The sequence below is a fragment of the Nonomuraea sp. 10N515B genome, from assembly GCF_052245915.1.
Taxonomy (GTDB): Bacteria; Actinomycetota; Actinomycetes; order Streptosporangiales; family Streptosporangiaceae; genus Nonomuraea.
Genome location: NZ_JBQQBQ010000012.1, coordinates 1 through 23,996 on the forward strand (window position 1 = coordinate 1; position 23,996 = coordinate 23,996).

Sequence of the window (23,996 nt, forward strand, 5' to 3'; positions counted from 1 at the left end):
GCACTACGGTAAGCGGCACGGGTGTGCCTTCCCGACCGACGTTGGCGCGTCGGCCTATCTCGAAACCATGATCAGATGATTCGGGAAGGTACACCCTTCCCGTCAGATCCACAGGTTTCGATCATTGCTCGGGTCTTGGACCTGAAGGTCCAACAGTGCCACCTGCCCATGGGCGGCGGCTGGGCAGCATCACCCTGGAAGGTGCCTCCCCCGATGTCGGCGAACTGTGGACCGACGACGGCGAACGACACGACACGCGCGGGCTCAAACACCGCAGTACCAAGACGGTCCGCCCCGTTCCCATCCCCACGGAACTGGTCGTGATCCTGCGCCTTCACCTGCTGACCTACCCCCCAGCTCCCGATGGACGGCTGTTCTACGACGGCCCCGACCAGGGCAAAGTGCCCGGTCAGGTGTATCAATCGGTCTGGCGACGTGCCCGCAAAGCCGCGCTGAGCCCCGCTGAGCACGCTTCCGCCGTCGCCAGACGGCCCTATGACCTGCGGCACGCGAACGCCAGCATGCTGATCGCGGCGGGCGTGGACCCTGCAGAGGTCGCACGGCGGCTGGGCCACTCCATCCGAACCTGCTGAGTACCTACGCCCATTGGATCAAGGGCGGCGAAGACGCCGCGAACGCGAAGATCGAGGCGGCCCTGTCCGGCGGAACGATCATCGATCGTGCCCTGACCTGCGAAAACGGAAACGACGGGCCACTCGCGGGCCAAGCGGGCGAACACGGGGCAGCCTAGCCCTAAAACCCCAGGTCAACCCCCTGATTGTGGAAAACCCAACGTCCTCCACAGAACCACGTTCTGCCCCTCGACACTCAGCCTCCCCGCACGATGCTGGCCTTCCTCATCCACCCACCACGGACGGACCCCGGAAGGCCTCCCATGACGCACCCCTTCGCCCTCCTCTCGCTCACGTTCACGAGCGGCTTCTTCGCCACGTTCACCCCCCTCCCCGGCACAGCGGTCCCCACCGCCGGCCCCGACACGGCAACCCAAATCTCGCTCCCGCAGGAGCAGGAACCGAAGCCGAAAAGACAGAAGAAACCGAAGAGGGAAAGGAAGGACAAGACCACCCTTGGCGCCATCGCGGCCTCCGCTGCGCTCGACCAACTAGGCGTCTCCTTCTCCTGGGGAGGAGGGTCAGCGAAAGGGCCCACCCTCGGCATAGGCCGAGGAGCGAACACCAGAGGCTTCGACTGCAGCGGCCTGACCCTCTACGCCTGGTCCAGAGCGGGGGTGACCCTGACCCACTACACGGGCGCCCAGTTCCGCCAGGGCCGCAGGATCGCACCCCACGCCCGCCGGGTTGGTGACCTGCTCTTCTTCGGCGGTGGCACAGGTGACCCCACCCATGTCGCCCTCTACTTGGGCGGAGGACGAATGATCCACGCCCCCAAGACCGGCGACGTGGTCAAGAAGACCGACTTTCTCAGATCGCCCTACTACCGCGCCGCCTACCGAGGCGCCGTACGCCCAGGCTGAGCCCGCCGACCGGCACAGGCATTCACCAACCCGGCCACGAGTCCGGACAGCAACTCCCGATCTTCATGCCGGGCGGGCTCATACTCCATGAGTCCAAGCCCAACCACCTCGAACCGCTCGGCAATGGCGGTCACCAAGGACAGGAGCCGCTCAGGATGCAGCCCTCCTGGCGCAGGACTCCCCACACTCCGGAAGACCTCCGGATCGAGCACGTCGAAGTCGACATGCACATAGACGACGGCGTCACCGGGACCGGCGGAAGCGGACGCGACAGCACCTTCTATCGCTTCCACGAGCGCGACGGCTGCAGCATCGCCTCCCGCCTCCGCATCCACCAGGGGAATGCCCATGGCAGCAATGAAGTCCGCCTCCGCAGGATCGAGATCCCGCACGCCCGCCAGCACGATCCGCCCCGGATCCAGGGGCGTGTCCGGCACCAGCCCCTCAGGCCCCTCCCCGGTCAACGCCCGCAGAACCATCCCGTGATAAGCGCCAGAAGGTGAGGAGTTCGGCGTGTTCAAATCCGCATGCGCATCAAACCAGACCACGACCAGCCGATCCCCATACCGCTTCCTGGCCGCCGCCACTGGCTCGAGCTCAACCCCACAGTCCCCACCGACAGCGACCACCAGCCCGCGCCCATCCGCAATCGCCGCTCGAACCCGGGAAGCCGTCACCACAAGGCTGTCATCGTCAACCTCGACCCGCACCCGCCGATCGGCCTCCACCATGTCGGCGACCAGCCGCGCCCCTTCCCGAAGTCGCTCCCTCGTCCGCGATCCGGACCCTGACGACTGAGCCACCTCGACAACCGTGACCTCCGACAATGCGCCCTCCAAGCACCAACCCATCCATGTCACGCTCAAGCTTGCCGTACCGCACCGAACGGAAGGAAAGAAGCCCGGACTCCACCAAAGGCGGTGAGGCTACTCTTCGTCACCAGTCAGTCATGGGGCAAACACCCATCTACTGACTCTGTGTGTTGGCGAATGGGCCGTTCCCTGGGGCATATTGCGAGAACCGCATGTCAGGGCGGCGTGCCCCGATAGCATCTAGTGTCCTTGACCCCGGCAAGTGATGAGAGTGGCGCAAGATCGATGAGTTCGGTGACCGTGCGTGTGCCAGCCAAGGTCAACGTGCAGCTTTCTGTCGGCCCGCTCCGGGACGACGGCTACCACGACCTGGTCAACGTCTTCCACGCAGTGTCGATCTTCGATGAGGTGGTGGCGAAGGAGTCCGAGTCCATCTCGGTGTCGGTTACCGGGAAATGGTCCGACCAGGTGCCGGTCGACGACAGCAACCTGGCGATCCGGGCCGCCCGCGCGCTCGCCAAGCACGCGGGACGCACCTACGGCGCCGACCTGATCATCCACAAGTCCATCCCGGTCGCGGGCGGGATGGCCGGCGGCAGCGCGGACGCCGCTGGAGCTCTCGTCGCCTGCAACGAGCTCTGGGGGCTGGGCCTGCCCTTCGACGACCTCATGGAGATCGCCGGAGATCTTGGCAGTGATGTGCCGTTCTCCCTGCTCGGCGGCACCGCGGTCGGCACCGGCCGGGGCGAGCAGCTGAGCGAGCTCCCCACCGGCGGCACGTTCCACTGGGTGTTCGCCCTGGCCGACGGAGGTCTGTCCACGCCCAGTGTTTACGCCGAATGTGACCGGCTCCGTGCCGCCGAGGCGGCCGAAGTGCCCTGGCCCCAACTGAACGACTCGCTCCTGGAGGCCTTGGGCACCGGCGACGCCTACGCTCTGGGCGCTCACCTGAGCAACGACCTCCAGCCCGCCGCACTCAACCTCCGCCCAGAGCTGGCGCCGACCTTGGACGCCGGCCGCCAGCACGGAGCCCTGGGTGCGATCGTCTCCGGCTCCGGCCCCACCTGCGCTTTCCTGGCCATCGACGCCCTCCACGCCCGGGATCTGGCCCTCAGCCTGACAACCACGGGCGCCACCCACACCGCCGTCTCCGCCCACGGCCCCGTCCGCGGCGCCACCCTCATCTGATCGGTGCTCCACCAACCGCCCGGAAGAACGCACGAGCCCCACCGCACCACATCAACGCAGGACTCGCCCCACCACCGCGATCCGGTGGCCTCCGGCCGGCTCCGCCATCCCAGGCGACGGATCAGCTCCTGAGGCGAGCAATCCGCCGTGGTTCGTGCGCACGTCGACCCTGTCTGCTTGTCGGGGTGCCTGTCGCGCCAGGCCTTGTCGGGGGTGTCTGCCGCGCCAGGCCCTTTTCGGGGGGTGCCTGCTGGGCCGGCCCAGCGACCCTTGCCTGCCATGCGGTGCCTCGGGGCTGTGTTGGGCCGCATCGAGGGCGGACGGGGTGTGGCCGGGGAGCCTATACCCTGGACAAGTCATGAATCTGGTCAATCTTGAGTCGGTTTCCCATGCCTACGGGCCTAAGCCGCTCCTCAGCGACGTGTCCCTCGGCGTTGAGGCCGGGGAGCGGATCGGCGTCGTCGGGCGCAACGGGGGCGGCAAGACGACCCTGATGTCCGTCATCGCGGGAGATGTGCGCCCCGACAGCGGTCGTGTCACGCACACCCGTGGACTGCGGGTCGGTTTCCTCTCCCAGCAGGACACCCTCGATCCGGCCGCCACCATACGAGAGACCGTCATGGGCGGGATGGCCGAGCACGAGTGGGCCGGGGATCAGCGGGTTCGGGAGATCCTGGCCAACCTCATCGGCGACCTCGACCTCGACGCCAAGACCGGCGACCTGTCGGGTGGCGAGCGCAGGCGTACGGCGCTGGCGAAGCTGCTCATCGACGAGCACGACCTGATCATGCTGGACGAGCCCACCAACCACCTCGACATCGAGGCCATCGCGTGGCTGGCCGGGCATGTGGCGGCCATGAAGAGCGCGCTGCTCGTGGTGACGCACGACCGATGGTTCCTCGACGCCGTCTCCACCCGCACGTGGGAGGTCGTGGACGGGCGCGTCGAGCGCTACGAAGGAGGCTACGCCGCCTACGTGCTCGCCAAGGCCGAGCGGGCGCGCATCGCCCAGGCCGCCGAGGACCGCCGCCAAAACCTCATGCGCAAGGAGATCGCCTGGCTGCGCCGCGGTCCGCCCGCCCGCACATCCAAGCCGAAGTTCCGCATCGAGGCCGCCCAGGCGCTGATCGCGAACGAGCCGCCGCCGCGAGAGGCCGTCGAGCTGATGCGGTTCGCCGCGGCACGGCTGGGCAAGACCGTGTACGACCTCGAGGACATCACCCTGCACGCGGGCGGGCCGGGCACCGGGCCGCTGGTGCTCGACCGCTGCACGTGGCAGTTCGGGCCGGGCGACCGCATCGGGCTGATCGGGGTCAACGGGTCAGGTAAGTCGTCGGTGTTGCGGCTGCTCGCCGACACGATCAAGCCCGACTCCGGCCGCGTGGTCAGGGGCAAGACCGTACGTCTCGCGCACCTGTCCCAGGAGCTGGCCGAGCTCGATCCGACGCGGCGGGTGCTGGAGTCGGTCGAGGAAGTGCGCAAATACCTCCAGCTCGGCAAGAGGGAATGGACCGCCTCCCAGCTCCTCGAACGCCTGGGCTTCCGCGGTGACGCGCAGTGGAAGGTCATCGGCGACCTGTCCGGTGGCGAACGCCGCCGGCTCCAGCTGCTCAGATTGCTCATGGACGACCCCAACGTCCTGCTGCTCGACGAGCCGACCAACGACCTCGACATCGAGACGCTCAACGAGCTGGAAGACCTGCTGGACGGCTGGCCCGGCACGCTGATCCTGGTGAGCCACGACCGCTACTTCCTGGAGCGGGTGACCGACCGCTCCGTCGCGCTGCTGGGCGATGGCAGGCTGTCGCTGCTGCCCGGCGGGGTGGACGAATACCTGGAACGACGCGCGGCGGGCACCGCCATGACCGCCCGCCTGGCCTCCGCGACCGCGACGGGCGGCGTGTCCGTTTCTGCCGATGTCAGTGGCGGGCCAAGGCCGAGTCCGACCGCAGGGCCGGCGTCCGGCCAGCTGCCGTCCGGGCTGTCGACCAAGGAGGAGCGGGAGCTCCGCAAGGAGCTCAACCGCCTGGAACGTCAGCTCGACAGGCTGACCGACCAGGAGGCCCGCCTCCACACCGCCATGGCCGAGGCGGCCAGCGACTACGCCAAGCTGGGCGCCCTGGACGCCGAACTACGCGAGATCACGGCCCAGAAGGACACTGTCGAATCGGAGTGGCTCGACCTGGCCGACCGCCTCGGCGACTGACCTCACCGGCGCCTTCTGGCGCGATCTCCCCCCAGGGTATGGACTGCTTGTCATATTCGCTATGAAAGCCTAAGCGTCTGCCGTGATCTCGTGGTGGCGCTCTTCGGTTTGGAGGCGACAGTCAGACCCCGTGCGTGATCATCTAGCCCGGCCGGTAGGCGTTGGTGAGGTGCCCGCCGATCTGGTCGTCTGGCGACGCCGCTGAGGTGAGCCCTTACGCCCGCGATGCGGCGGGCAGTGCCCGGTTCTGGCCAGGCAGGTGAGGGTGAGGTGGGCATGAAGTCGTTCACTTGTTCTACCCGCCAGGGCCAAATGTTGGTAGTCTTACGGTCACTGACGGTGAAGGCCGGAGCGGGCTGGGGGTGCCGGGTATGCGGGCGTGCCGGTCGTCGAGCATGGCCGAATGCCGGCCGATCCCGGTGCGACTGGTCAGACTCGGCCTGAGCGAGGCGGGGGCGGTGGTGGGTGCATGAGCAGGCTCACCGCGACGGCGACCTGTACCGCCCATCGGGCGATCGTGGAGCAGACCGGTCAGGTCGTCCCGCAGCCGCTGCTGGCCGAGCGGGTGGCCTGGTTGACCGGCCTGGCGGGGGAGCTGACCGCCGATATCGTGGCCGGCCGGTGGAGTGCGGCGGATCTGGATGCCCTGGCGTCTGGGGTGGGGTTGGACGGGCGGGTGTTGCCGGCCAAGGGCTGGATGGCTGTGCGTAGGCTGGGCTGGGGCGTGAGTCCGGCTGCGGGCGTGCATGTGTGTGATCGGGTGCTGCGGTGTGCGCAGGAGCAGGCGGCCCGTTTGTTGCGGCTGGCGTTGCACCGCCGCGAGCTGGTGGCGGCGATCGTGGCGACCTGGCCGCGCGAGCCGGGCAGGCGCACCGAGGCGGAATGGGCGGCGTTGCGGGCGGTGCTGCCGGATGGGGCAGGCGCGGCGGAGATCCGTAATCGCACGCGTCAGGTTCGCGCCTACCGTGACGCGCACGACGGTGTGCTGCCGGCTGATCTGACCGAGTTGGAGGGGCCTCCTGCGTGTGCGGCGCAGATCGTGCTGGCCGCGGCCGACCGGCAACTGGCCACCTTGGAGCGCACCGGTGAGCACGGCGCCCGGTTGCGGGTGAAGCTGCCCCTGACCGCGTCCCCGGCCTCGGCCAGGGATTGGGCTTGGCATGTGTTGCCGATCGCCCTGCCGCCGACGGTGCCTGCGGAGGCGAAGTTGTGCGCCCCTACCCTGCGGGTGGTCAAGGGGCGGGTGCGTGTGGATCTGCCGTTCCAGATCCCGATCGGCTTCGCGCCGGCCACCGGTCATGTGATCGGGTGCGGCTTCGACTGGGGCATCCATACGCTGCTGACCGGCGCGGTCGGGTATCTGACGGCCGAGGGCCGGGTGGTCACCGATGGGCGGCCGCTGGCCTACGACGCGAGCGGCGTGTCGGCCAAGCTGCACCGGCTGCGGGCCGAGCGCGAGCACCTGGCCGCCAAACGCAAACACCAGGAGCGGCTGCTGGCCGGTATCACTCCCGCCGATCCCCGCTTCCCCGCGCTGGCCGCAGCGTATGAGGTCATCAGCGTCGAGCATGAGCGGGTGTGCGCGCGCATCCGGCACCTGAACAAGGCGCTGGCCTGGTCGGCGGCCCGCTGGGCAGTCGACCAGGCCCTCGCCGCCGGGGCGACGGTCATCTATCTGGAGAACCTGGCCACCCTGGAAGCACGCGGGCGGCGGGGACGGGCGAACGCGCGGCTGTCGGGGCAGGTGCGCGGGCAGATCGTGGACGCGATCCAGCACCTGGCGGCCAAGCACAGCATCGCCGTGGTCACCGTCCCCGCGCGCGGCACCTCCAAATACTGCCCCCGCTGCGGCGACGGCACGTCGATGCTGCGGCATTGCCCGGCCCCGGACCGGCTCGCCGAGCGAGGCTGGGCGTGGGCCTGGTGCCCGGCCTGCGGGCTGTCGTGTGATCGGGACTGGGCGGCGGCCGAACGCATCCTCGCGCGCGGCCTGCTCGGCCAGGAGGCTACCCGCACCGACCGCACCACCGGGACCCGCAGTATCGCCGCGGTGGTGGAGGGGAACGTGGCCCGCGCCCGCCGCCCTCGTAAGGCGACCCGGGCCGCCCACCGAGCCCACCGTACCCGAACCGACCTGCACCCCCGACCAGCCGCCCGGGACAGAGCCAAGAACCGGCCCACCCCGAAACGCCCCACCCGCACCCCGAAGAACAGTTCGATGACCTCCAGCCGTGTGCCCGACCGGCGCACGGTGCCCGCCCCACCCCCCAACAGGGGTGGACAGCGTCCGGCGGGCCAAGCACCCCAGACGACCCGCCCACCCGCGGGACGTGCAGGGCTTGCACGCGATCCTCACCAGCGGACCGGCTTCCACCGCGTCGCGGCCACCCCCGTACTCCCCCTGGGACAGTACGCAGACGGCCCGCCACGGCCACGCCCGCCCGATTTGCCGGAAATGCTCAGGCAGATACAGGGAATCGCAGACGCTCGCCCATCTCTTCCTGTGACGGTCGCGTCCCCTGCGTCCGTGCGGTCGCGTCCCCTGTGTCCGTGCGCCCCTGGTTCCGTGCGCCCCTGCGCCCGTGAGCCGTGCGTCCTCGTGAGCCGTGAGCCGTGAGCCGTGAGCCCTGCGTCGTCCATGAGCTGTGAGCCGTGAGCCCTGCGTCCGTGCGTCGTCCGTGCGCCGTGCGTCGTGCTCCCCTACGGTCGCGCCAACGCTGGTTTCCGTATGGCGTGGCCAGCCGTGAAGGCTCACGGAGTCCTCGCCGTTACGAGCGCATCGTTGGCCGGGATAACGGCGCAGATCAGCGGGGAGAGTCGAAGGGGGCGAGGAGCGTGCGGAGGAGAGAGGCAAGGGCGCGCTGATCGCCCAGCTCCAGCCCGGACAACAGATCATGTTCCCGCCGCAGCAGGTCGGCGAAGGCGGCGTCGACGCGGGCCAGCCCCGTGTCCGTCAGGGACACCAGCACGCCGCGCCGATCCTCGGGATCGGGCCGCCGGCGGACGAGCCCCGCCTGGGCGAGGCGGTCGATACGGTTGGTCATGGTCCCCGAGGTGACCAATGTGGCACGGAGCAGCGCCCCGGGGCTGAGCTCGTACGGCTTTCCGGCGCGCCGCAGCGCCGTCAGCACGTCGAACTCCCAGGGCTCCAGATCGTGCTCGGCGAACGCGGCACGGCGGGCCCTGTCGAGATGCTTGGCGAGTCGTGACACTCTAGAGAGCACCTGGAGCGGCTCGACATCGAGGTCGGGGCGTTCCGCTCGCCAAGCCGCCACGAGGCGGTCGACCTCGTCTCTCGCATCCTCCGTCATGACACAGAAGTGTACTGTCTTGACATCGAGATATATCTCTCGATATCAATTATCTTCATGTCAAGAGATATCTGGGACCCGGTAACCTACGCGGTCTACGCTGACGAGCGGTCGCGGCCGTTCATCGAGCTGATCTCCAGAGTGGGGGCGGTCGAGCCCGACTATGTCGTGGACGCCGGCTGCGGCAGCGGGGAGCTCACCGTCGAGCTGGGCAATCGCTGGCCCAACGCGACGATCGAGGGCTTCGACTCCTCGCCCGCGATGATCACCAAGGCGCGTCAGCTCGAGACCTCCGCCAGGTTCGCCGTCGCCGACGTGGCCACCTGGCGGCCGGACCGGCCGATGGACGTGATCGTCTCCAACGCCGTCCTCCAGTGGGTGCCCGCCCATCGCGACGTGCTGGAGCACTGGATGGAGGAGCTGGCTCCGGGCGGCTGGCTGGCTTTTCAGGTGCCGGGCAACTTCGACGCGCCGAGCCACGTCGCCATCCGCGAGCTGTGTGCCTCGCCGACCTGGTCCGACAAGCTCAGCGACGTCATCAGAGGCAACCCGGTCGACGACCCCGCCGAATACCTCGACCTGCTCAACCAGGGCGGCACTCAGGTGGACGCCTGGGAGACGACGTACGTGCACGTGCTCCAGGGTGAGAACCCGGTGCTGGACTGGGTCTCCGGCACCGCCCTGCGCCCGCTGCTCGATCGGCTGGACCCGGACGAGCAGCGGCGGTTCAAGGCCGATCTGGCGGGGCCACTCGCGCAGGCGTATCCGGCCAGGCGCTACGGCACGCCCTTCCCCTTCAGGAGGATCTTCGTAGTGGCCCAGAAATGATCAAAGCGCTGCATCACGTCCAGCTCGCCGCGCCCAAAGGCAGCGAGCCACTCCTCAGAGATTTCTACGCGGGGGTGCTCGGTCTGCGTGAGGTGTCAAAGCCGCCGAAACTCGCCGAACGTGGCGGCGCCTGGTTCAGGGGCGACGGCGTGGAGATCCACCTCGGCATCGAGGACGACTTCAGGCCCGCACGCAAGGCCCATCCGGCCTTCCTGGTGGACGACCTCGACGCGTACGTCGCCAAGCTTCCTGACGCGGTCCCTGATGACCGTTTCCCAGGTCATCGGCGGATCTATGTCTCCGATCCGGTCGGGAACAGAATCGAGCTCCTGCAATTAGTGTGATGTTTACCTAACGGTGGCATCATTGTCCGAAATCGGACACTTGTGAGGCGTAGTGGGCATCGAGATCGAGGACAAGTTCGACGTTCCGCAGGATTATGTGATTCCGGACCTGAGCCGCCTGGCCGATGTCGCAGGCCCGAAGAGCTACCAGCTCGTGGCCCTTTACTATGACACGCCCGACCTGCGGCTGGCCGCCCGAGGCGTCACGCTCAGGCGGCGACGAGGTGGCAACGACGCCGGCTGGCACCTGAAGCTGCCCAAGGCGAAGGGCGTGCGGCAGGAGATCACTCATCCGCTCACCCGCAGCACCAAGATCGTGCCTCCTGAACTCGCCGAACTCGTCCGCGCCTACACCCGGGGCGCCGATCTCCAGGTGGTCGCCGAGCTGGACACCCGCAGAAGCGTCACGGTCCTGCATGACGGTGGGACCATGTTGGTCGAGATCGCGGACGACCGCGTCAAGGGCACCATCTACGCGCGCGATTCGGCCGAAGACAAAACCGCCGAACCAGCCGAGGATGGAGCCGCGGGAGACGGTGACGCCGGTGTCAAGGTCGTGCGGTGGCGCGAGGTCGAGGCGGAGCTGCTCGACGACACCAGGCAGGCGCTGCTGGCCAAGGTCGGCAAACGGCTCAGGAAGGCCGGCGCCACTCCCTCTGATGCCACCAGCAAACTCGCCAAGCTGCTCGAACCCGCCCCACCCGCCCGAGCCCGCACCGTACCCGGGTCGGCCGGCGAGACCGTCGTCGACTACCTGGCGAGCCAGGTGTCCGCCCTGCTCTCGCAGGATCCCCGGGTACGCCGGGCCGAGGACGACGCCGTGCACCAGATGCGCGTGGCGTGCCGCCGGCTGCGGAGCGCGCTGAAGGCGTTCAAGTCCGTGGTCGTCGACACCGGGCAGCTCCAGGAGGAGCTGCAGTGGCTCGGCAACGTGCTCGGCGAGGCTCGCGACCTGGAGGTGACCAGGGCCAGGTTCGCCAAGCTGCTCGCCCGCGTGGCCCCCGAGCTGATCATCGGCCCCATCCACACCAGGCTCGGCTCGGACCTCCTCAAACGCGAGGAGGAGTCGTACCTGCGGATCAAGGACGCGCTCAGCGGCGAGCGCTACTACGCGCTCCTCAACGCGCTCGACGAGCTCATCGCCGAGCCGAACCTGGGCAAGGCGGCGGCCAAGCCGGCACAGGAGCGGCTCAGCGCCATCGCCGCGGACGGCTGGAACAGGGTGACCAGAGCGTACGACTTCGCCCAGGCCATCGAGGACCCCGAACGCCGCGAGATCGCCATGCACGACGTGCGCAAAGCGGCCAAACGCGCCCGTTACACCGCCGAAGCGCTGCAACCCACTCTCGGCAGGAACATGGCCAAGCTGGCTAAGCTGTCCGAGGACATCCAGGAAGTACTGGGGACGCACCAGGACGGCGTGGTCGCACAGGAAACGTTGGCGAAGGAGGCGGAAAGCGCCCGTCAGGCAGGTGAGGACACCTTCACATACGGGCTGCTGGTCGGGATAGAACGCAACATCGCAGACCGGGCACACGCCGACTTCCCCAGGGTATGGGCGGAAACTGTCAAAGCAGTCGGGATGCTTCTATGAGCGATCTTCCGGTCATTCCCTTCGAACGCAGCAACCTCCTCGAGGTGCCCCCGGCCTACCGGGAGCTTCGGGTCAAGGAGGGCATCGCCAAAGTACGCACCCGCATGGGGGACGAGGTCTGGCTCGTCAGCGGCTACGAGGACGCCCGCAAGCTGTTCAACGACAGCAGGCTGGGACGCTCGCATCCGGAGCCGGACAAGGCCGCGCGGTTGTCGGCCTCGGCCCTGCTGGGCGGGCCGCAGGGCGACATCACCACGGAGAAGGCCGAGCACGACCGCATGCGCAAGCTCTTCATGCCGTCGTTCTCGGCCCGCCGCATGAAGGCGCTCACCGAGCACGTGGGCGCACTGGTCGACGAGCGGCTCGACCACATCGCCAAGCTGACGCCGCCGGTGGACCTGCACGCCGAGCTGTCCTTCCCGCTGCCGGTGCTGGTGATCTGCCAGCTGCTCGGCGTGCCGTACGAGGACAGGGACTACTTCGGCGGCGTGTCGAGCCGCATGGGCGACATGCTGGACCCCGAGAAGAGCCAGGCCGCCCGCGAGGAGCTGGGCGCGTACATGGCGGGCCTGATCGAGCGCAAGCGGCATGCGCCGGGCGAGGACGTGCTGTCCGACCTGGCGGGCGAGCTGGACGACGACGGCAAGATCGCTGAGCTGGCCGGCGGGCTGCTGTTCGCCGGGCACGAGACGACGGTCAACCGCATCGACTTCGGCGTGCTGCTCCTGCTGTCCAACCCTGATCAGCTCGAGCTCCTCAAGGCCGATCCCGGGCTGGCGCCGGGGGCGGTCGAGGAGATCCTGCGCATGGTCGTGACGAGTTTGCACGGCCTGCCCAGGTACGCCCACGAGGAGGTCGAGGTCGACGGCCGGACCATCCGCAGGGGCGAGGCGGTGGTGATCCTTCCAGGCGTGGCCAACCGGGACGAGCGGGTCTATCCGGATCCTGACGTGTTCGACATCAGTCGTCCGCAAACGGACCCGCATCTGAGCTTCGGCTACGGGCCGCGCTTCTGCATCGGCGCCAGCCTGGCCAGAGTCGAGCTGATCGCCGTGTTCAGCAGGCTGTTCGAGCGCTTCCCAGAGCTGCGGCTGACCGTCCCCGCCGCGGAGTTGCCGCGCACGGTGGGCAGGATCGCCGACGGGTTCGCGAAACTGCCCGTCACCTGGTGACTACTTGCCCCAGAGCTTCCGGTACGCCTCACGGTAGCCCTTCGGATCCCAGGAGGAGCCGGCGTCGCTGTTGGCGGCCGTGGTGATGTGGACAGGTGCGACGATGCCGCTGGCGGGCTCGCCGGAGAAGGCCCGGTTGAACTCGTCGATGATCTGCCAGCCCTGCGCGGCCAGCGGTTCCGGCACCGTGGCGGCCTGGAACGCCTTGCTGTTGATGCGCTGGAAGGCGGACGGGTCGCCGTCGCCCGCGCCGATGTTGAACGGAGCGTCCACGCCCTGCTTGCCCGCAGCACGCAGGGCGGGGGCGGCGTCGGCGAAATAGAGGTCGTTGATGGCCACGGAGTGCGTCCACTTGTCGCCGAAGCGGGACAGCAGGGAGGAGACCTCCTGCGGGGTGCGGGTGCTGGCGTCGGGGATGGGAATGTTCGACTCCGAGAGGAGCTCGACGCCGGAGCAGGTCGCGAGCTCTTTCTTGATCAGGTCCGACTTTCCCTTGGCGAAGGGGATGGAGGCGTCGGTGAAGACGACCACGCCTGCCCGGCCGTTCGATTGACTGATGATCCAGTCCGCGCTGATCTTCGCGACGTCCTCGACCTTCGTGGTGATGTTGGTGAAGAGCTTGGGGTCCTTACTCGGGCCGGGCATGGCGACGGCGTGCCAGCCGATGAGGGGGATGCCCGCGGCTTCGGCCTGCGCCACCTGCTGGGCGGTCGACTTGGGGTCGAAGCCGGACAGGACGATGCCGGCCGGTTTGACGGCGACGGCCTGGCTGAGCGCCGCCTGGATACCCGCAGGGGTGCCCTGTCCGTCGATGATCCGCACCTGCCAGCCGATGGCCTGCGCGGCTTCCTTGACGCCTTCGGCCGTGCCGGCGACGCCAGGGTTGGTCATGCTTTGGGCGACATAGACGATGTTCTTGCCCGCAACCGCTTTCGGGCCGCCGTCCGGGCCAACCCAGGGGGCGTTCACGTCTTCGGCCTGCTCGACCGCCGTCTTCGCGGCCGCGAGGACGGTGGGGCAGCCGGCTTGCGAGGACGTGGTGGCGGCGGTGGCGGCGGCGGTCTCCGACCCGCGGGTGCAGCCGGTGACCGACGTGGTGACCACGGCCAGGGCGGCCAGGGCTCGCAGGGTTTCCTTACGAGTGAGGTGCGGCATGGGGAACTCCTTGACGGCATGCGGAACAGGGGGCCTGGGGTGAGGGCGCGGGCTACGTGAGGCTCTGCGTCGATCCAGCGGCCGATGACGGCGCACCCGCGGTGTCGTCCGCCCTGTCGGGCGCCGGCCGGCGGGTGGCGGTGGCGCCTGCGCGGAGCCTGCGGCGGGCGGAGAGGCCGGCCAGGCCGACCGCCAGCAGCAGGGTGCTGCCGTTGAACAGTGGTGTCGCCCAGAAAGCGGCGCCGAACTGTCCGATGCCGGCCAGACCGATGGCCAGGATGGCGACGGCGACCACGGTGCCGGCGGCGTTGGCACGGCCCGGCTTGATCGCGGTGGAGCCCAGCAGGGCGCCCACGAACGCGGGCAGCAGGTAGTCCATGCCGACACTCGGGTTGCCGATCTGCTGCTGCGAGGCCAGCAGGACACCGGCGAAGCCGACCACCAACCCTGAGCCGGTGAAGGCGAGGATGCCGTAGCGGCGGGTGGGGATGCCGACGAGTTCGGCGGCGCGGGCATTGGAGCCGATGACGTACAGGTAGCGGCCGAGCGGCAGCCGCTCGAGCAGCAGCCAGAGCGCGGCGGCGAGGGCCAGCACGTAGAAGGCGGGCACGGGGAGGCCGAGAAGCTTGGAGTCGTACAGGTCCGTGAAGGCCGGAGGCAGGCCCTGCGGGCCCGGGACGATCCTGGCGCCGTCGGTGCTCCAGAGGGTGAGGGCGTACAGGACGCTGCCGGTGCCCAGGGTGGCGATGAAGGAGTCGATCTGGGCGAACTCCACGAGCAGGCCGTTGAGCACGCCGACGATCCCCCCGCCGAGGATGACGGCGGCGCAGGCCAGCGGCCAGGACCACCCGTTGCCCACGATGAGCTGCATCGTCATGACATGGGCGAGCCCCAGGCCGTAGCCGATCGACAGGTCGAACTTGCCGATGACGATGGGGATCATCGCGCCTAGCGCGAGGATGGCCGGGATCGACTGGTTGGACAGGATCGACGAGGCGTTGGCCAGGGTCGGGAAGGTGCCCGGCAGTGCCAGGGAGAACCCGATGAACAGCAGCACGGCCAGGACCAGCAGGCCGTACGTGCCGATCAGGTGACCACGCAGGCGGCCGGCCGCGGACCGTGCGGTGCCGGTCGCCATCACTCGCCCACCGTTTCGGTCAAAGCGGGCCCAGTCAAAGCGGGCATGGCCGAGGCGGCGTGGGTGAGCTTGGTGACGGTGAGGTCGTCGCCGCTCAGCTCGGCGGTCACGGTGCCGCGTACGAACACCAGGGCGCGGTGGCACACGTTGGCTATCTCCTCGAAGTCGGTGGAAATGAGCAGGACGGCGAGTCCTTCTGCGAGTGCGCCGTCGAGCAGGCGATAGATCTCGGCCTTGGCGCCCACGTCCACACCGGCGGTCGGCTCTTCGAGGATCACCACGCGCCTGCTGATGCGCAGCCAGCGTCCGATCATGATCTTCTGTTGGTTCCCGCCCGACAGGGTGGCGATCGGCGCCTCGGAATCGGCGGGCCGCACGCCGAACCGCTCGACCAGGGACGTCGCGTCTGCGCGCTCGCGCCGCGGGCTGATCCAGCGCAGTGCGGACAGGCCGCCGGCGCGGGGGTTGGCCAGGAAGTTCTCCCGCACGGTGAGTTCGAGCGCGCAACCCTCCTCATGGCGGTCGCTGGTGACGAATCCGATGCCCGCGTCGACGGCGGAGGCTACCGACCCGGGCCGGTACGGCCTGCCGTCGAGCAGCGCCTCACCGCCCAGGAGCGGCCGCGCTCCGGCGAGGGCCCGGCCGAGCTCCATGTGGCCAGCGCCGGTGAGGCCCACCATGCCGAGGACCTCCCCGGCACGCAGATCCAGATCGACCGGCCCGGCGCCGCGCGTGGTGACGCCGGTGAGCCGGAGCACGGTGTCGCCGGGGGTCCGGGAGGCTTGGGGCCGGTGGCTCTCCGGCTCATGTCCCACGATGTCGCGCACGAGCCGGTCGGGACCGTGGTCGGCGAGGTGGCCCTGGCTGATGAGGCGGCCGTCGCGCAGGACCGCGAAGCGGTCGGCCACCTGATAGACCTCGTCGAGCCGGTGGCTGACGTAGACGATGCCGTGCCCGCGGTCGCGCAGCGTGTGCAGGACGTCGAACAGCCGCGCGCAGTCCGTGGCGGGCAGGCTGGCCGTGGGCTCGTCGAGGACGATGAGCCCGGCCCGGGTGGACAGCGCGCGGGCGATGGCGACGAGGGAGCGTTCGGCGCGGGTGAGGTCGGCCACCGGCGTGTCCGGATGCAGGTGACCGGCGACGATCCCGAGGGCCTCGGCGCAGCGTTCGCGGACCCTCCGCCAGGAGACGAGCCCGGCGCTGCGCGGGTAGCCGGTGCCGAGGGCGATGTTCTCGGCCACCGTCATCCATTCCACCAGGCCGAGGTCCTGATGGATGAACGACATCTCGGCGGAGGCGGCGCCCGTGCCGAGGGAGTGTCCCGCCACGGTGACCCGGCCCTCGTCGGCGCGGTAGACGCCGGCGAGGATCTTGATGAGCGTCGACTTCCCCGCGCCGTTGTGACCCAGGAGCGCCAGCACGCTGCCCTTGTGGATGTCGAGGTCGAGATCGGCCAGTGCCAGGGTGCCGCCGAACCGCTTGCGCAGGCCCCGGATGGTCACCAGCGGACTGGATGCCGCGTCGTCGGTAGCGTCATGCACGGATTGCTCCGAAGGGATCTTCCGGCCGATGACCATTCACCGGCACGAACAGAATCCTGTACATCGACCAGTATGCTGGTCAATAGTTGAGGCGGTATTTGTTGCCGCAAAGTTAAGGCGGCCGCACGGAGCGATGTCCGTACGGCCGCCGTAAGGGTCGGTGGCCCGCTCAGCCGCCGTCAGCGCTTCCCTTGGGCAGCAGTGGGTTCTCCATGCCCGCCGCGATCGCGCGCAGGTCGCCGAGCAGCGCCTCGCGGAACTCCTCGTCGAGACGGGCCTTGAGCACGGTGACGCTGATCGCGAACGGTGCCGAGTCCGTGCGGAACCCGTTGACCGGCACCGCGAGGCAGACAATGCCCGCGGTGGTCTCCTCGTCGTCGATCGCGTAGCCGCGCCGGCGGGTCGCCTCCAGGTCCGCCAGCAGCGCGGGCACGGAGGTGATCGACCGCTCGCTCAGCGCGACCAGGGGACGAGTGCGAAGCCGGTCCTCGGCCACCGCCCGGTCCAGGGTCGACAGGATGGCCTTCCCTGTCGCCGTGCAGTTGGCGGGGAAGCGGTCGCCGATGTTGGCCGTCAGTCGCAGTGGCTGCGTGCCGTCATATCGGCCCAGGTAGAGCACGTCCATGCCGTCCAGCACGGCGACCCGCGCGGTCTCCCTGGAGATGTGCCCGCTGCGCCGGCACAGCTCGTAGAAGTCGCGCAACTGGTCGACGGTGGCGAGGTAGCGGCCGCCGAGCTCGACGAGTTTGCGCCCGAGGCCGAAGCCTTGGCCGATGCGGGCGACCATGCCCGCCGCCTCCAGTGAGGCGCACAGGTTCGCCGTCGAGGATTTCGGCAGACCGAGAGCGCGGGCTATCTCGCTGACCGACAGCGGGCGCCCCTCCGCTTCGCCGAGCGTGTCGAGGATGGCCACGGCCCGCGTGATCGCGGGGACGAGGCTTCCCGGATCGCTTGCGCTCACCAGCAACTCCACCCATCATTCTGTTCATCGTTCAGCATACTGTTATTGTCCGTCTTGCGTCCCTGAACGACAACGTCGTTGCACTCGCTTCGTCCGCCGGGACCCTCCGACCGTAGCGCCGATGCGGGCGTGCCGATCCCCACCCCCTCCGAGCCTTGGAGCGCTGAGCAACAGATGACCAGCCCGGAAGAATCCCCGCCGCCGACCCCCGGCAACGGGCCTACGGTCTCCCGCCAGGAGTTCGACGAGCTGTTCGCGGCCGTACGCACCTGGGGCCGATGGACCTGCGCCGACCGCGGCGCCTGGAACCGCGTCACCCCGGAGCACGTCCAGCGCGCCGCCGCACTCGTCCGCATCGGCGTCACCGTCCCGATGGCATTGCCGTGGAACACCGTGCCCGGCCCGGACAATGGCAAGCCCGCTCTGCACTACATGTCCGACCTCGGCGACGTGGAGGCCCCCGAGCCGGCCACGCACAAGGACTTCATCGCCGTCGACTACCACGGCAAGGGCGTCAGTCACCTCGACGCCCTCTCCCACATTGCCTACCGGGGGCAGCTCTACGACGGCCGTACCGCCCGCGAGGTGGTCGACGCCGGGGGAGCCCGGTTCGGAGCGGTCGCCCAGCTCGGGCCGCTCGTCACCAAGGGCGTACTCCTCGACCTGCCCGCCGTGCTCGGCATCAGCTGGCTGGAGCCCGGCCGGGCCGTGCACGCGGAAGACGTCCTCGCCGCCGAGAAGGCGCTCGGCGTGACCATCGGCGAAGGCGACGCGGTGCTGTTGCGCTCCGGACACGTCCGCCGCCGCGCCGAGCTCGGCGCCTGGGACCCGGACAACGCCAGCGCCGGTTTCCACGTCGACGCGATACCGCTGCTGGCCGAACGCGGGATCGCCCTGCTCGGCGCCGACGGCGACAGCGACGTTCGCCCGTCCCCGGTCGAAGGGTTGCATTCCCCGGTGCACGCACTGGCCATCACCGCCATGGGCGTGCCGCTGCTCGACAACCTGGACCTGGAGCCGCTCTCCGCCGCCTGCGCCGACGCGGACCGCTACGAGTTCCTGCTCGCCGTGGCACCGCTGAACATCCCCGGCGGGACGGGGTCGCCCGTGAACCCGGTAGCGGTCCTATGACGGCCGGTCCGCGGATCACGGTAGGCGTCAGCCGGGACTTCCTGGACGACCACGGCCGCAACGTGTGGGGCGACATCCGGCTCGGAGAGCTGGACGTCGCCGGGATCGCCTGGCATTACCTGCCGCGCGACACCGGCGAACTGCTCGCGGCGGACGTGGCCGGCCTGGATGCCGTCCTGTTCGCCGCGCCCGCCGTCACCGAGCGCACCTTCGCGGGCCTCGACCGCCCCCCGCTGCTGTTCGCCCGCTTCGGTGTCGGCTACGACGCGGTGGACCTCGACGCCTGCACCCGGCACGACGCCCTGGTGACGATCACCCCGGACGGCGCGCGCCGGCCGGTGGCGACGGCCGCCCTCACTCTGCTGCTGGCCACTTTGCACAACCTCACCGCCAAGGACCGGCTGGTACGGGAGGGACGCTGGGCCGAGAAGGACCGGTGGATGGGCCGCGGGCTCACCGGCCGCCGCATCGGCCTGATCGGCCTCGGCAACACCGCCGGTGACCTGGTGGGGCTGCTGAGGCCGTTCGACGTCGAGGTCATCGCGTCCGATCCGTACTGCACGCAGGAGACCGCCCGCAGGCTCGGCGTACGCCTCGCGGACGTCGACACGGTGATGGCGGAGGCCGACGCGGTGATCGTCATGTGCGTGCTGACCGAGGAGACCCGCCACCTCATCGACGCGCGTCGACTGGCCCTGATGCGGCCCACGGCCGTGCTGCTCAACGTGGCCCGCGGCCCCATCGTCGATGAGGCTGCGCTCATCGAGGCGCTGCGGTCGGGTCGCATCCGTGCTGCAGGGCTGGACGTGTTCGAGACCGAGCCGCCCGAACCCGGCAATCCCCTCCTGCACCTGGACAACGTCGTGCTCAGCCCGCACGCGCTGGCCTGGACCGACGAGATGTCGGCGGGCAACGGCGGCAGCGCGGTCCAGGCCGTGCTCGACGTGGCGGCCGGCCGGGTTCCGCGTTTCGTGGTCAATCGCGACGTCGTCGGCAGGCCGGCCCTCGCGGACCGGCTCGGCGCGCTGGCGGCTCGCGCGGAGGTCCGTACCGTTCTCGACACCGGGGCAGGCGCGCCGGCGGCTCTGGGGGAGGAAGGCTCATGACGCCCGTGCAGGAGACCGTCGGTTTCGTCGGGCTCGGCGCCATGGGCTTGCCGATGGCGGCGAACCTCGCCAAGAGCGGATACGACGTCCTGGCCTGGAACCGCGCGCGCCCGCCGCTGGAGGCCGCCGGATCGTCCGGCTGCCGCACCGCGGGACGCCCGGCGCAAGTGAGCGCCGCCGCACCCGTCGTCATGACGATGCTGCCCGACCTGCCCCAGGTCGCCGAGGTGCTGGACGGCCCGGACGGGCTGCTCTCCGGGGACCCGGCCATGAACATCCTGCTCGTGATGGGCACCGTCTCCCCGACCGGCGTGCGTGCGCTGGCCGAGCGGCTACGCCCGTACGGCATCACGGTCATCGATGCCCCTGTGAGCGGCGGAGTGACCGGCGCCCGCGCGGCCACGTTATCGATCATGGCGGGTGGGCCGGTGGACGCCGTCGAGCGCGTCCGCCCGTACCTGGAGTCCATGGGTTCGACCGTCCGCCGCATGGGGGACACCGGCGCCGGATCACTCGCGAAGGCCTGCAACCAGCTCGTCGTCGCAGGCACCCTGGTCGCCCTGGCCGAAGCCGTGCTCCTCGCCGAACGCGGCGGACTCGAACCGGCAGAGCTGCTCGACGTGCTGGCCGGTGGGCTGGCCGCCTCGGAAGTGCTCGCGCAGAAGCGTCACCACCTGGCCACCGGGGACTTCACACCCTCTGGTCCGGCCCGCTACCTCCGCAAGGACCTGGGGTTCGTCCTGGAGAGCGCCGCCGGCGCGCGGACCGCGCTACCGCTCTCCACGGCCGTCGCCCGGCTGTACGAGGCGGTCGACGCCGAAGGGCTCGGCCACCTCGACAACAGCGTCGTCCTGGACATTCTCCGCAACACTCCCGGTACGGACTGAGATCAATGCAGGCAGGAATGCGCCAGCAGTTCGGCGGCCACGCCGTGCCCGCGGCAGCCGGCGCTACCAGGGCATCTCGCGCAACACCCGGTACAACTGCTCGGTGAGGTGCCGCGTGGCGGCCATCCGCCGCGCGGCCACGGGGTCGGGCATGACGGTGCGATGGGCACGGAAGCCGGCTTCGGATGTCGCGGAGGGCAGCGAGGGGAGGGCGCCGAGAGCACGCCAGCCCAGCAACGCGGCGCCGAAGCCGGAGCCGGCGGCGTCGTCCGTGATCTCCAGCGGCATGTCGAGCGCGGCGGCGAGCACCTCGGCCCACAGCGGTGAGCGCAGTGCGCCGCCGGTGGCCCGCACCGCGGTGATCGCCGACCCGGCCGCGAGCACTGAGTCGCGTACCAGTGCGAGCTGCTGCCCAACCCCCTCGATCATGGCCCTCGTCAGATGCGCCCTGCCGTGTCCGCGCCGTAGCCCGACCAGGGCGCCCCGAGCGTCCGGATCCCACCATGGGGCGCGTTCGCCGAGCAGGTGCGGCAGCCCGATCAGACCTTCAGCGCCGGGTTCCACCTGTGCCGCCTCTTTGAGGAGGTCGGCGAGGTCGGCGCCGCCGAACGACTCGGCCGCCCATTGGGCGACCACCCCCGCGTTGCTGACCGCGCCACCGAGCACCCACAGTCCGTCGGCGAGGTAATAGCAGAACACCCGGCCCTGCTCGTCCACACCCGGGCGGTCGCGTACGACCCGGAGGGCCCCGCTGGTGCCGAGGGACAGAGCCGCCATTCCCGGGACGGTGGCGCCCACGGCGAGGTTGGCCAGCGGGCCGTCCCCCGCGCCGGCGACCACGGGCAGTCCGGCGGGTAACCCCAATGCGCGGGCCGGCTCAGGAAGCAGTGTCAACACCTCGGTGGGCGGTACGAGCTCGGGCAGCCGATCGCCGGACACTCCGGCGACGTCCAGCGCGGGTCCGTGCCATCGGGAGTTCCGCAGGTCCATGAGCCCCATGCCCGACGCACAGGAGAGGTCGGTCACCAGCCGGCCGGTGAACCGGAGCAGGACGAGATCTTTCAGACCACACCAGCGGGTCGTACGCCGGACGAGCTCGGGCTCGTGAACGGAGAACCAGGCGAGCTTGGCCATCGGCGACATGGGATGCACAGGAGTGCCGGTCGCCCGATGCAGCTCGGTGCCGCCGCCGTTGGCGCGCAACCGCCGGGCGACATCGGCCGAACGGGTGTCCGCCCAGCTCAGTGCGGGGGTAAGCGGGTCGTCAGAAGGGCCGAGTGCGAGGAGCGTGTGCATGGCGGCGCTGAAGGACAGCCCACGCACCGCCAGGCCGCGCCGCACGCAGACTTCGGCGCTCTCGCGCACCGCGTCGTACACTCCGGCGAGCACCTCTCCGGGGTCGTGCACGGCTTCGCCGTCGCGCCCGGTGCGCATCGGAGCCGGGCGCTCGACCGCCGAGATCAGCCGATGGGCTCGGTCCACCGCGACGACCTTGGTCATGGTGGAGCCCAGGTCGATGCCGAGCACGATCTCGCCCGCGACCTTCATCATCGTCTCCGTTCGGCTCAGAATTCGGGGCGGGCGTTCGCTGGCTAGCGGGCGTCGGCGAGGTCGGCGAGATCCCGGCCCCGGGTCTCCGGCGTGAAGAAGGTGGTCCCGAAGGTGATCAGCGAGAGGACCACGACGTACGCGGCCAGCGGCCACCACGAGTTGCTGAACGCCAGCAGCAGCGCCGCGCCGACCATGGGCGCCACTCCGCCGGCGATGATCGCGCTGAACTCCCGGCCGATCGCCACACCGGTGTAGCGGTGCCGGGCGCCGAACAACTCCGACAGCAGCGCGCACTGCGCGCCCAGCATGCCGTTGACCCCGACGCCGATGCCAAGGGTGATGACCACGCAGATCAGAACCGTGTTTCCGGTGCTCAGCAGCGCGAACGCGGGAACGGCGAACAGCGCCTGGAAGAGTGCCGCCATGCGGTACAGCGGCACCCGGCCGATCCGGTCGGACAGCATGCCGAACAGGGGAATGGAGACCACGCCGGCGAGCGAGGCGCAGGCCACCGCCAGCGGGCCGACCGAGGCGGACACTCCGACGACGGCGGTCACGTAGCTGATGCTGAACGTGGAATACAGATAAGACGTGCCGTTCTCGGCCATCCGCAGCCCGAAGGTGATGAACAGGTTGCGGCGACTGTGCGCGAACAGGTCCCGCAGCGGACGCTTGCTCACGTCCCCGGACTCCGACAGCTGTTCGAAGGTGGGGCTCTCGTCCATCTGCCGCCGGATGTAGACCGCGAGCACGATGAGCACCGCGCTCAGCAGGAACGGCACCCGCCATACCCATCCGAACAGCAGGTCCTGGTCCAGCGTGGCGAGCGGGATGAACAGGACGGTCGCGGCCAGCATGCCGACCTGGATGCCGACGAAGGGCAGTGCGGCGTAGTAGCCGCGCCGGGCCCGGGGGGCGTACTCGGCCATCAGCGTCGACGCGCCGGCCTGCTCGGCCCCGGCGCCGAAGCCCTGGAGCACCCGCAGGATCATCAGCAGGATCGGACTCCACACGCCCGCGGTCTCATAGGTGGGCAGCAGCCCGATGGCGAACGACGAGCCGCCCATCAGCGCGACCGTCACGACCAGCACCGTTTTCCGGCCATGCCGGTCGCCCAGTGACCCGAAGAACAGCCCACCGAGCGGACGGGCGACGAAGCCGACCGCGTAGGTAGCGAAGATCGCCACGAGCCCGACCGCCGAGCCGAGCCCGGGGAAGAACAAGTGCTGGAACACCAGGGCCGAGGCGAGGCCGTAGATGGCGAAGTCGTAGTACTCGAGGGCGCTGCCCACCGAGCTGGTCAAGAGTGCGCGACGCAGTCCGGGGGTCGTGGGGGTGCTGTCGCCGCCGGTGGTCTGGGTTGTCGAGGTTGGCACCTGCATGGGGGGATGCCGCCTTCCGTCTCGCGGAGGTAACACGCAGTTCATCTGCGGACGACTGAGACCGTAACAGGAAGCAGCACACAAGCCAATATTCTGAACACATCTTGTTGCGCGCTACGAGTCCGGGAAGCGCCGTGCGTTTCTGGCTCTCACCTGGTCGATCGGGTCATCCGGGAGGTCCTGGGCCGCGATCG

At 69.7% G+C, this 23,996-nt stretch carries 20 protein-coding genes; 12 read left to right on the forward strand and 8 right to left on the reverse strand.

Going from position 1 to position 23,996, the window contains the following annotated elements; genetic code table 11:
- The first annotated feature begins 155 nt into the window (after positions 1-155).
- Together ACTWQA_RS19550 and ACTWQA_RS19555 are read left to right on the forward strand one after the other, a co-directional pair.
- Positions 156-593, forward strand: coding sequence for a hypothetical protein (locus tag ACTWQA_RS19550; protein WP_443160615.1), 438 nt, complete (start codon positions 156-158; stop codon positions 591-593).
- Positions 594-895: 302 nt separating this feature from the next.
- Positions 896-1,495 carry an NlpC/P60 family protein gene (locus tag ACTWQA_RS19555; protein ID WP_443160616.1) on the forward strand — a complete coding sequence of 200 codons (600 nt, stop codon included), beginning with the start codon at positions 896-898 and terminating at the stop codon, positions 1,493-1,495.
- On the opposite strand, the gene ACTWQA_RS19560 is transcribed toward ACTWQA_RS19555, so the two are convergent.
- Complete coding sequence (locus ACTWQA_RS19560; protein ID WP_443160617.1) at positions 1,468-2,226, reverse strand: arginase family protein; 759 nt, start codon at positions 2,224-2,226, stop codon at positions 1,468-1,470. The genes ACTWQA_RS19555 and ACTWQA_RS19560 overlap by 28 nt on opposite strands.
- Before the next feature lie 366 nt (positions 2,227-2,592).
- On the opposite strand from ACTWQA_RS19560, the gene ACTWQA_RS19565 reads away from it, so the two are divergent.
- The 3 genes from ACTWQA_RS19565 (at position 2,593) to ACTWQA_RS19575 (ending at position 8,318) form a co-directional block, all read left to right on the forward strand.
- Positions 2,593-3,495, forward strand: a complete 903-nt coding sequence (locus tag ACTWQA_RS19565) for a 4-(cytidine 5'-diphospho)-2-C-methyl-D-erythritol kinase (RefSeq protein WP_305921091.1) — start codon at positions 2,593-2,595, stop codon at positions 3,493-3,495.
- 358 nt (positions 3,496-3,853) lie between these two features.
- Positions 3,854-5,701 (forward strand): ABC-F family ATP-binding cassette domain-containing protein, encoded by a 1,848-nt coding sequence (locus ACTWQA_RS19570; RefSeq protein ID WP_443160618.1) that lies wholly within the window; start codon positions 3,854-3,856, stop codon positions 5,699-5,701.
- A 469-nt stretch (positions 5,702-6,170) separates the two neighbouring features.
- Positions 6,171-8,318 (forward strand): zinc ribbon domain-containing protein, encoded by a 2,148-nt coding sequence (locus ACTWQA_RS19575; RefSeq protein ID WP_443160619.1) that lies wholly within the window; start codon positions 6,171-6,173, stop codon positions 8,316-8,318.
- 187 nt (positions 8,319-8,505) lie between these two features.
- Here ACTWQA_RS19575 and ACTWQA_RS19580 read toward each other — a convergent pair whose 3' ends face one another.
- Entirely contained in the window at positions 8,506-9,012 is a 507-nt protein-coding gene (locus ACTWQA_RS19580; RefSeq protein ID WP_305921089.1) for a MarR family winged helix-turn-helix transcriptional regulator, read from the reverse strand.
- 57 nt (positions 9,013-9,069) lie between these two features.
- Between ACTWQA_RS19580 and ACTWQA_RS19585 the strand changes: the two genes are divergently transcribed.
- Genes ACTWQA_RS19585 through ACTWQA_RS19600 form a run of 4 tightly spaced genes read left to right on the forward strand, consistent with a single transcriptional unit; the run spans position 9,070 to position 12,950 of the window.
- Entirely contained in the window at positions 9,070-9,840 is a 771-nt protein-coding gene (locus ACTWQA_RS19585; RefSeq protein ID WP_443160620.1) for a trans-aconitate 2-methyltransferase, read from the forward strand.
- Positions 9,837-10,184, forward strand: a complete 348-nt coding sequence (locus ACTWQA_RS19590) for a VOC family protein (RefSeq protein ID WP_443160621.1) — start codon at positions 9,837-9,839, stop codon at positions 10,182-10,184. The genes ACTWQA_RS19585 and ACTWQA_RS19590 overlap by 4 nt, the downstream gene beginning before the upstream one ends.
- Before the next feature lie 52 nt (positions 10,185-10,236).
- Complete coding sequence (locus ACTWQA_RS19595) at positions 10,237-11,778, forward strand: CYTH and CHAD domain-containing protein (protein ID WP_443160622.1); 1,542 nt, start codon at positions 10,237-10,239, stop codon at positions 11,776-11,778.
- Positions 11,775-12,950 carry a cytochrome P450 gene (locus tag ACTWQA_RS19600; RefSeq protein ID WP_443160623.1) on the forward strand — a complete coding sequence of 392 codons (1,176 nt, stop codon included), beginning with the start codon at positions 11,775-11,777 and terminating at the stop codon, positions 12,948-12,950. Before ACTWQA_RS19595 ends, ACTWQA_RS19600 begins: the two co-directional genes overlap by 4 nt.
- On the opposite strand, the gene ACTWQA_RS19605 is transcribed toward ACTWQA_RS19600, so the two are convergent.
- From ACTWQA_RS19605 to ACTWQA_RS19620, 4 genes are all read right to left on the reverse strand, one after another.
- Entirely contained in the window at positions 12,951-14,105 is a 1,155-nt protein-coding gene (locus tag ACTWQA_RS19605; RefSeq protein WP_443160624.1) for a substrate-binding domain-containing protein, read from the reverse strand.
- A 52-nt stretch (positions 14,106-14,157) separates the two neighbouring features.
- Positions 14,158-15,243: an ABC transporter permease gene (locus tag ACTWQA_RS19610; protein ID WP_443160625.1), complete on the reverse strand. Its 1,086-nt coding sequence runs from the start codon at positions 15,241-15,243 to the stop codon at positions 14,158-14,160.
- A complete protein-coding gene (locus ACTWQA_RS19615) occupies positions 15,243-16,784 on the reverse strand; it encodes a sugar ABC transporter ATP-binding protein (protein ID WP_443160626.1) in 1,542 nt (513 codons plus the stop codon). Before ACTWQA_RS19615 ends, ACTWQA_RS19610 begins: the two co-directional genes overlap by 1 nt.
- 169 nt (positions 16,785-16,953) lie before the next feature.
- Complete coding sequence (locus ACTWQA_RS19620) at positions 16,954-17,745, reverse strand: IclR family transcriptional regulator (protein ID WP_443160627.1); 792 nt, start codon at positions 17,743-17,745, stop codon at positions 16,954-16,956.
- A 174-nt stretch (positions 17,746-17,919) separates the two neighbouring features.
- Here ACTWQA_RS19620 and ACTWQA_RS19625 point away from each other — a divergent pair, with 174 nt between their 5' ends.
- Genes ACTWQA_RS19625 through ACTWQA_RS19635 form a run of 3 tightly spaced genes read left to right on the forward strand, consistent with a single transcriptional unit; the run spans position 17,920 to position 20,869 of the window.
- Positions 17,920-18,876 carry a cyclase family protein gene (locus ACTWQA_RS19625; RefSeq protein ID WP_443160628.1) on the forward strand — a complete coding sequence of 319 codons (957 nt, stop codon included), beginning with the start codon at positions 17,920-17,922 and terminating at the stop codon, positions 18,874-18,876.
- Positions 18,873-19,982 (forward strand): NAD(P)-dependent oxidoreductase, encoded by a 1,110-nt coding sequence (locus ACTWQA_RS19630; protein ID WP_443160629.1) that lies wholly within the window; start codon positions 18,873-18,875, stop codon positions 19,980-19,982. The genes ACTWQA_RS19625 and ACTWQA_RS19630 overlap by 4 nt, the downstream gene beginning before the upstream one ends.
- A complete protein-coding gene (locus ACTWQA_RS19635) occupies positions 19,979-20,869 on the forward strand; it encodes an NAD(P)-dependent oxidoreductase (protein ID WP_443160630.1) in 891 nt (296 codons plus the stop codon). Before ACTWQA_RS19630 ends, ACTWQA_RS19635 begins: the two co-directional genes overlap by 4 nt.
- A 63-nt stretch (positions 20,870-20,932) precedes the next feature.
- Here the strand turns inward: ACTWQA_RS19635 and ACTWQA_RS19640 are convergent, their stop codons facing one another.
- Both ACTWQA_RS19640 and ACTWQA_RS19645 read right to left on the reverse strand, forming a co-directional pair.
- Positions 20,933-22,420 carry a gluconokinase gene (locus tag ACTWQA_RS19640; RefSeq protein ID WP_443160631.1) on the reverse strand — a complete coding sequence of 496 codons (1,488 nt, stop codon included), beginning with the start codon at positions 22,418-22,420 and terminating at the stop codon, positions 20,933-20,935.
- A gap of 41 nt (positions 22,421-22,461) precedes the next feature.
- Positions 22,462-23,802: an MFS transporter gene (locus tag ACTWQA_RS19645; RefSeq protein ID WP_443160632.1), complete on the reverse strand. Its 1,341-nt coding sequence runs from the start codon at positions 23,800-23,802 to the stop codon at positions 22,462-22,464.
- Between the last annotated feature and the right edge of the window lie 194 nt (positions 23,803-23,996).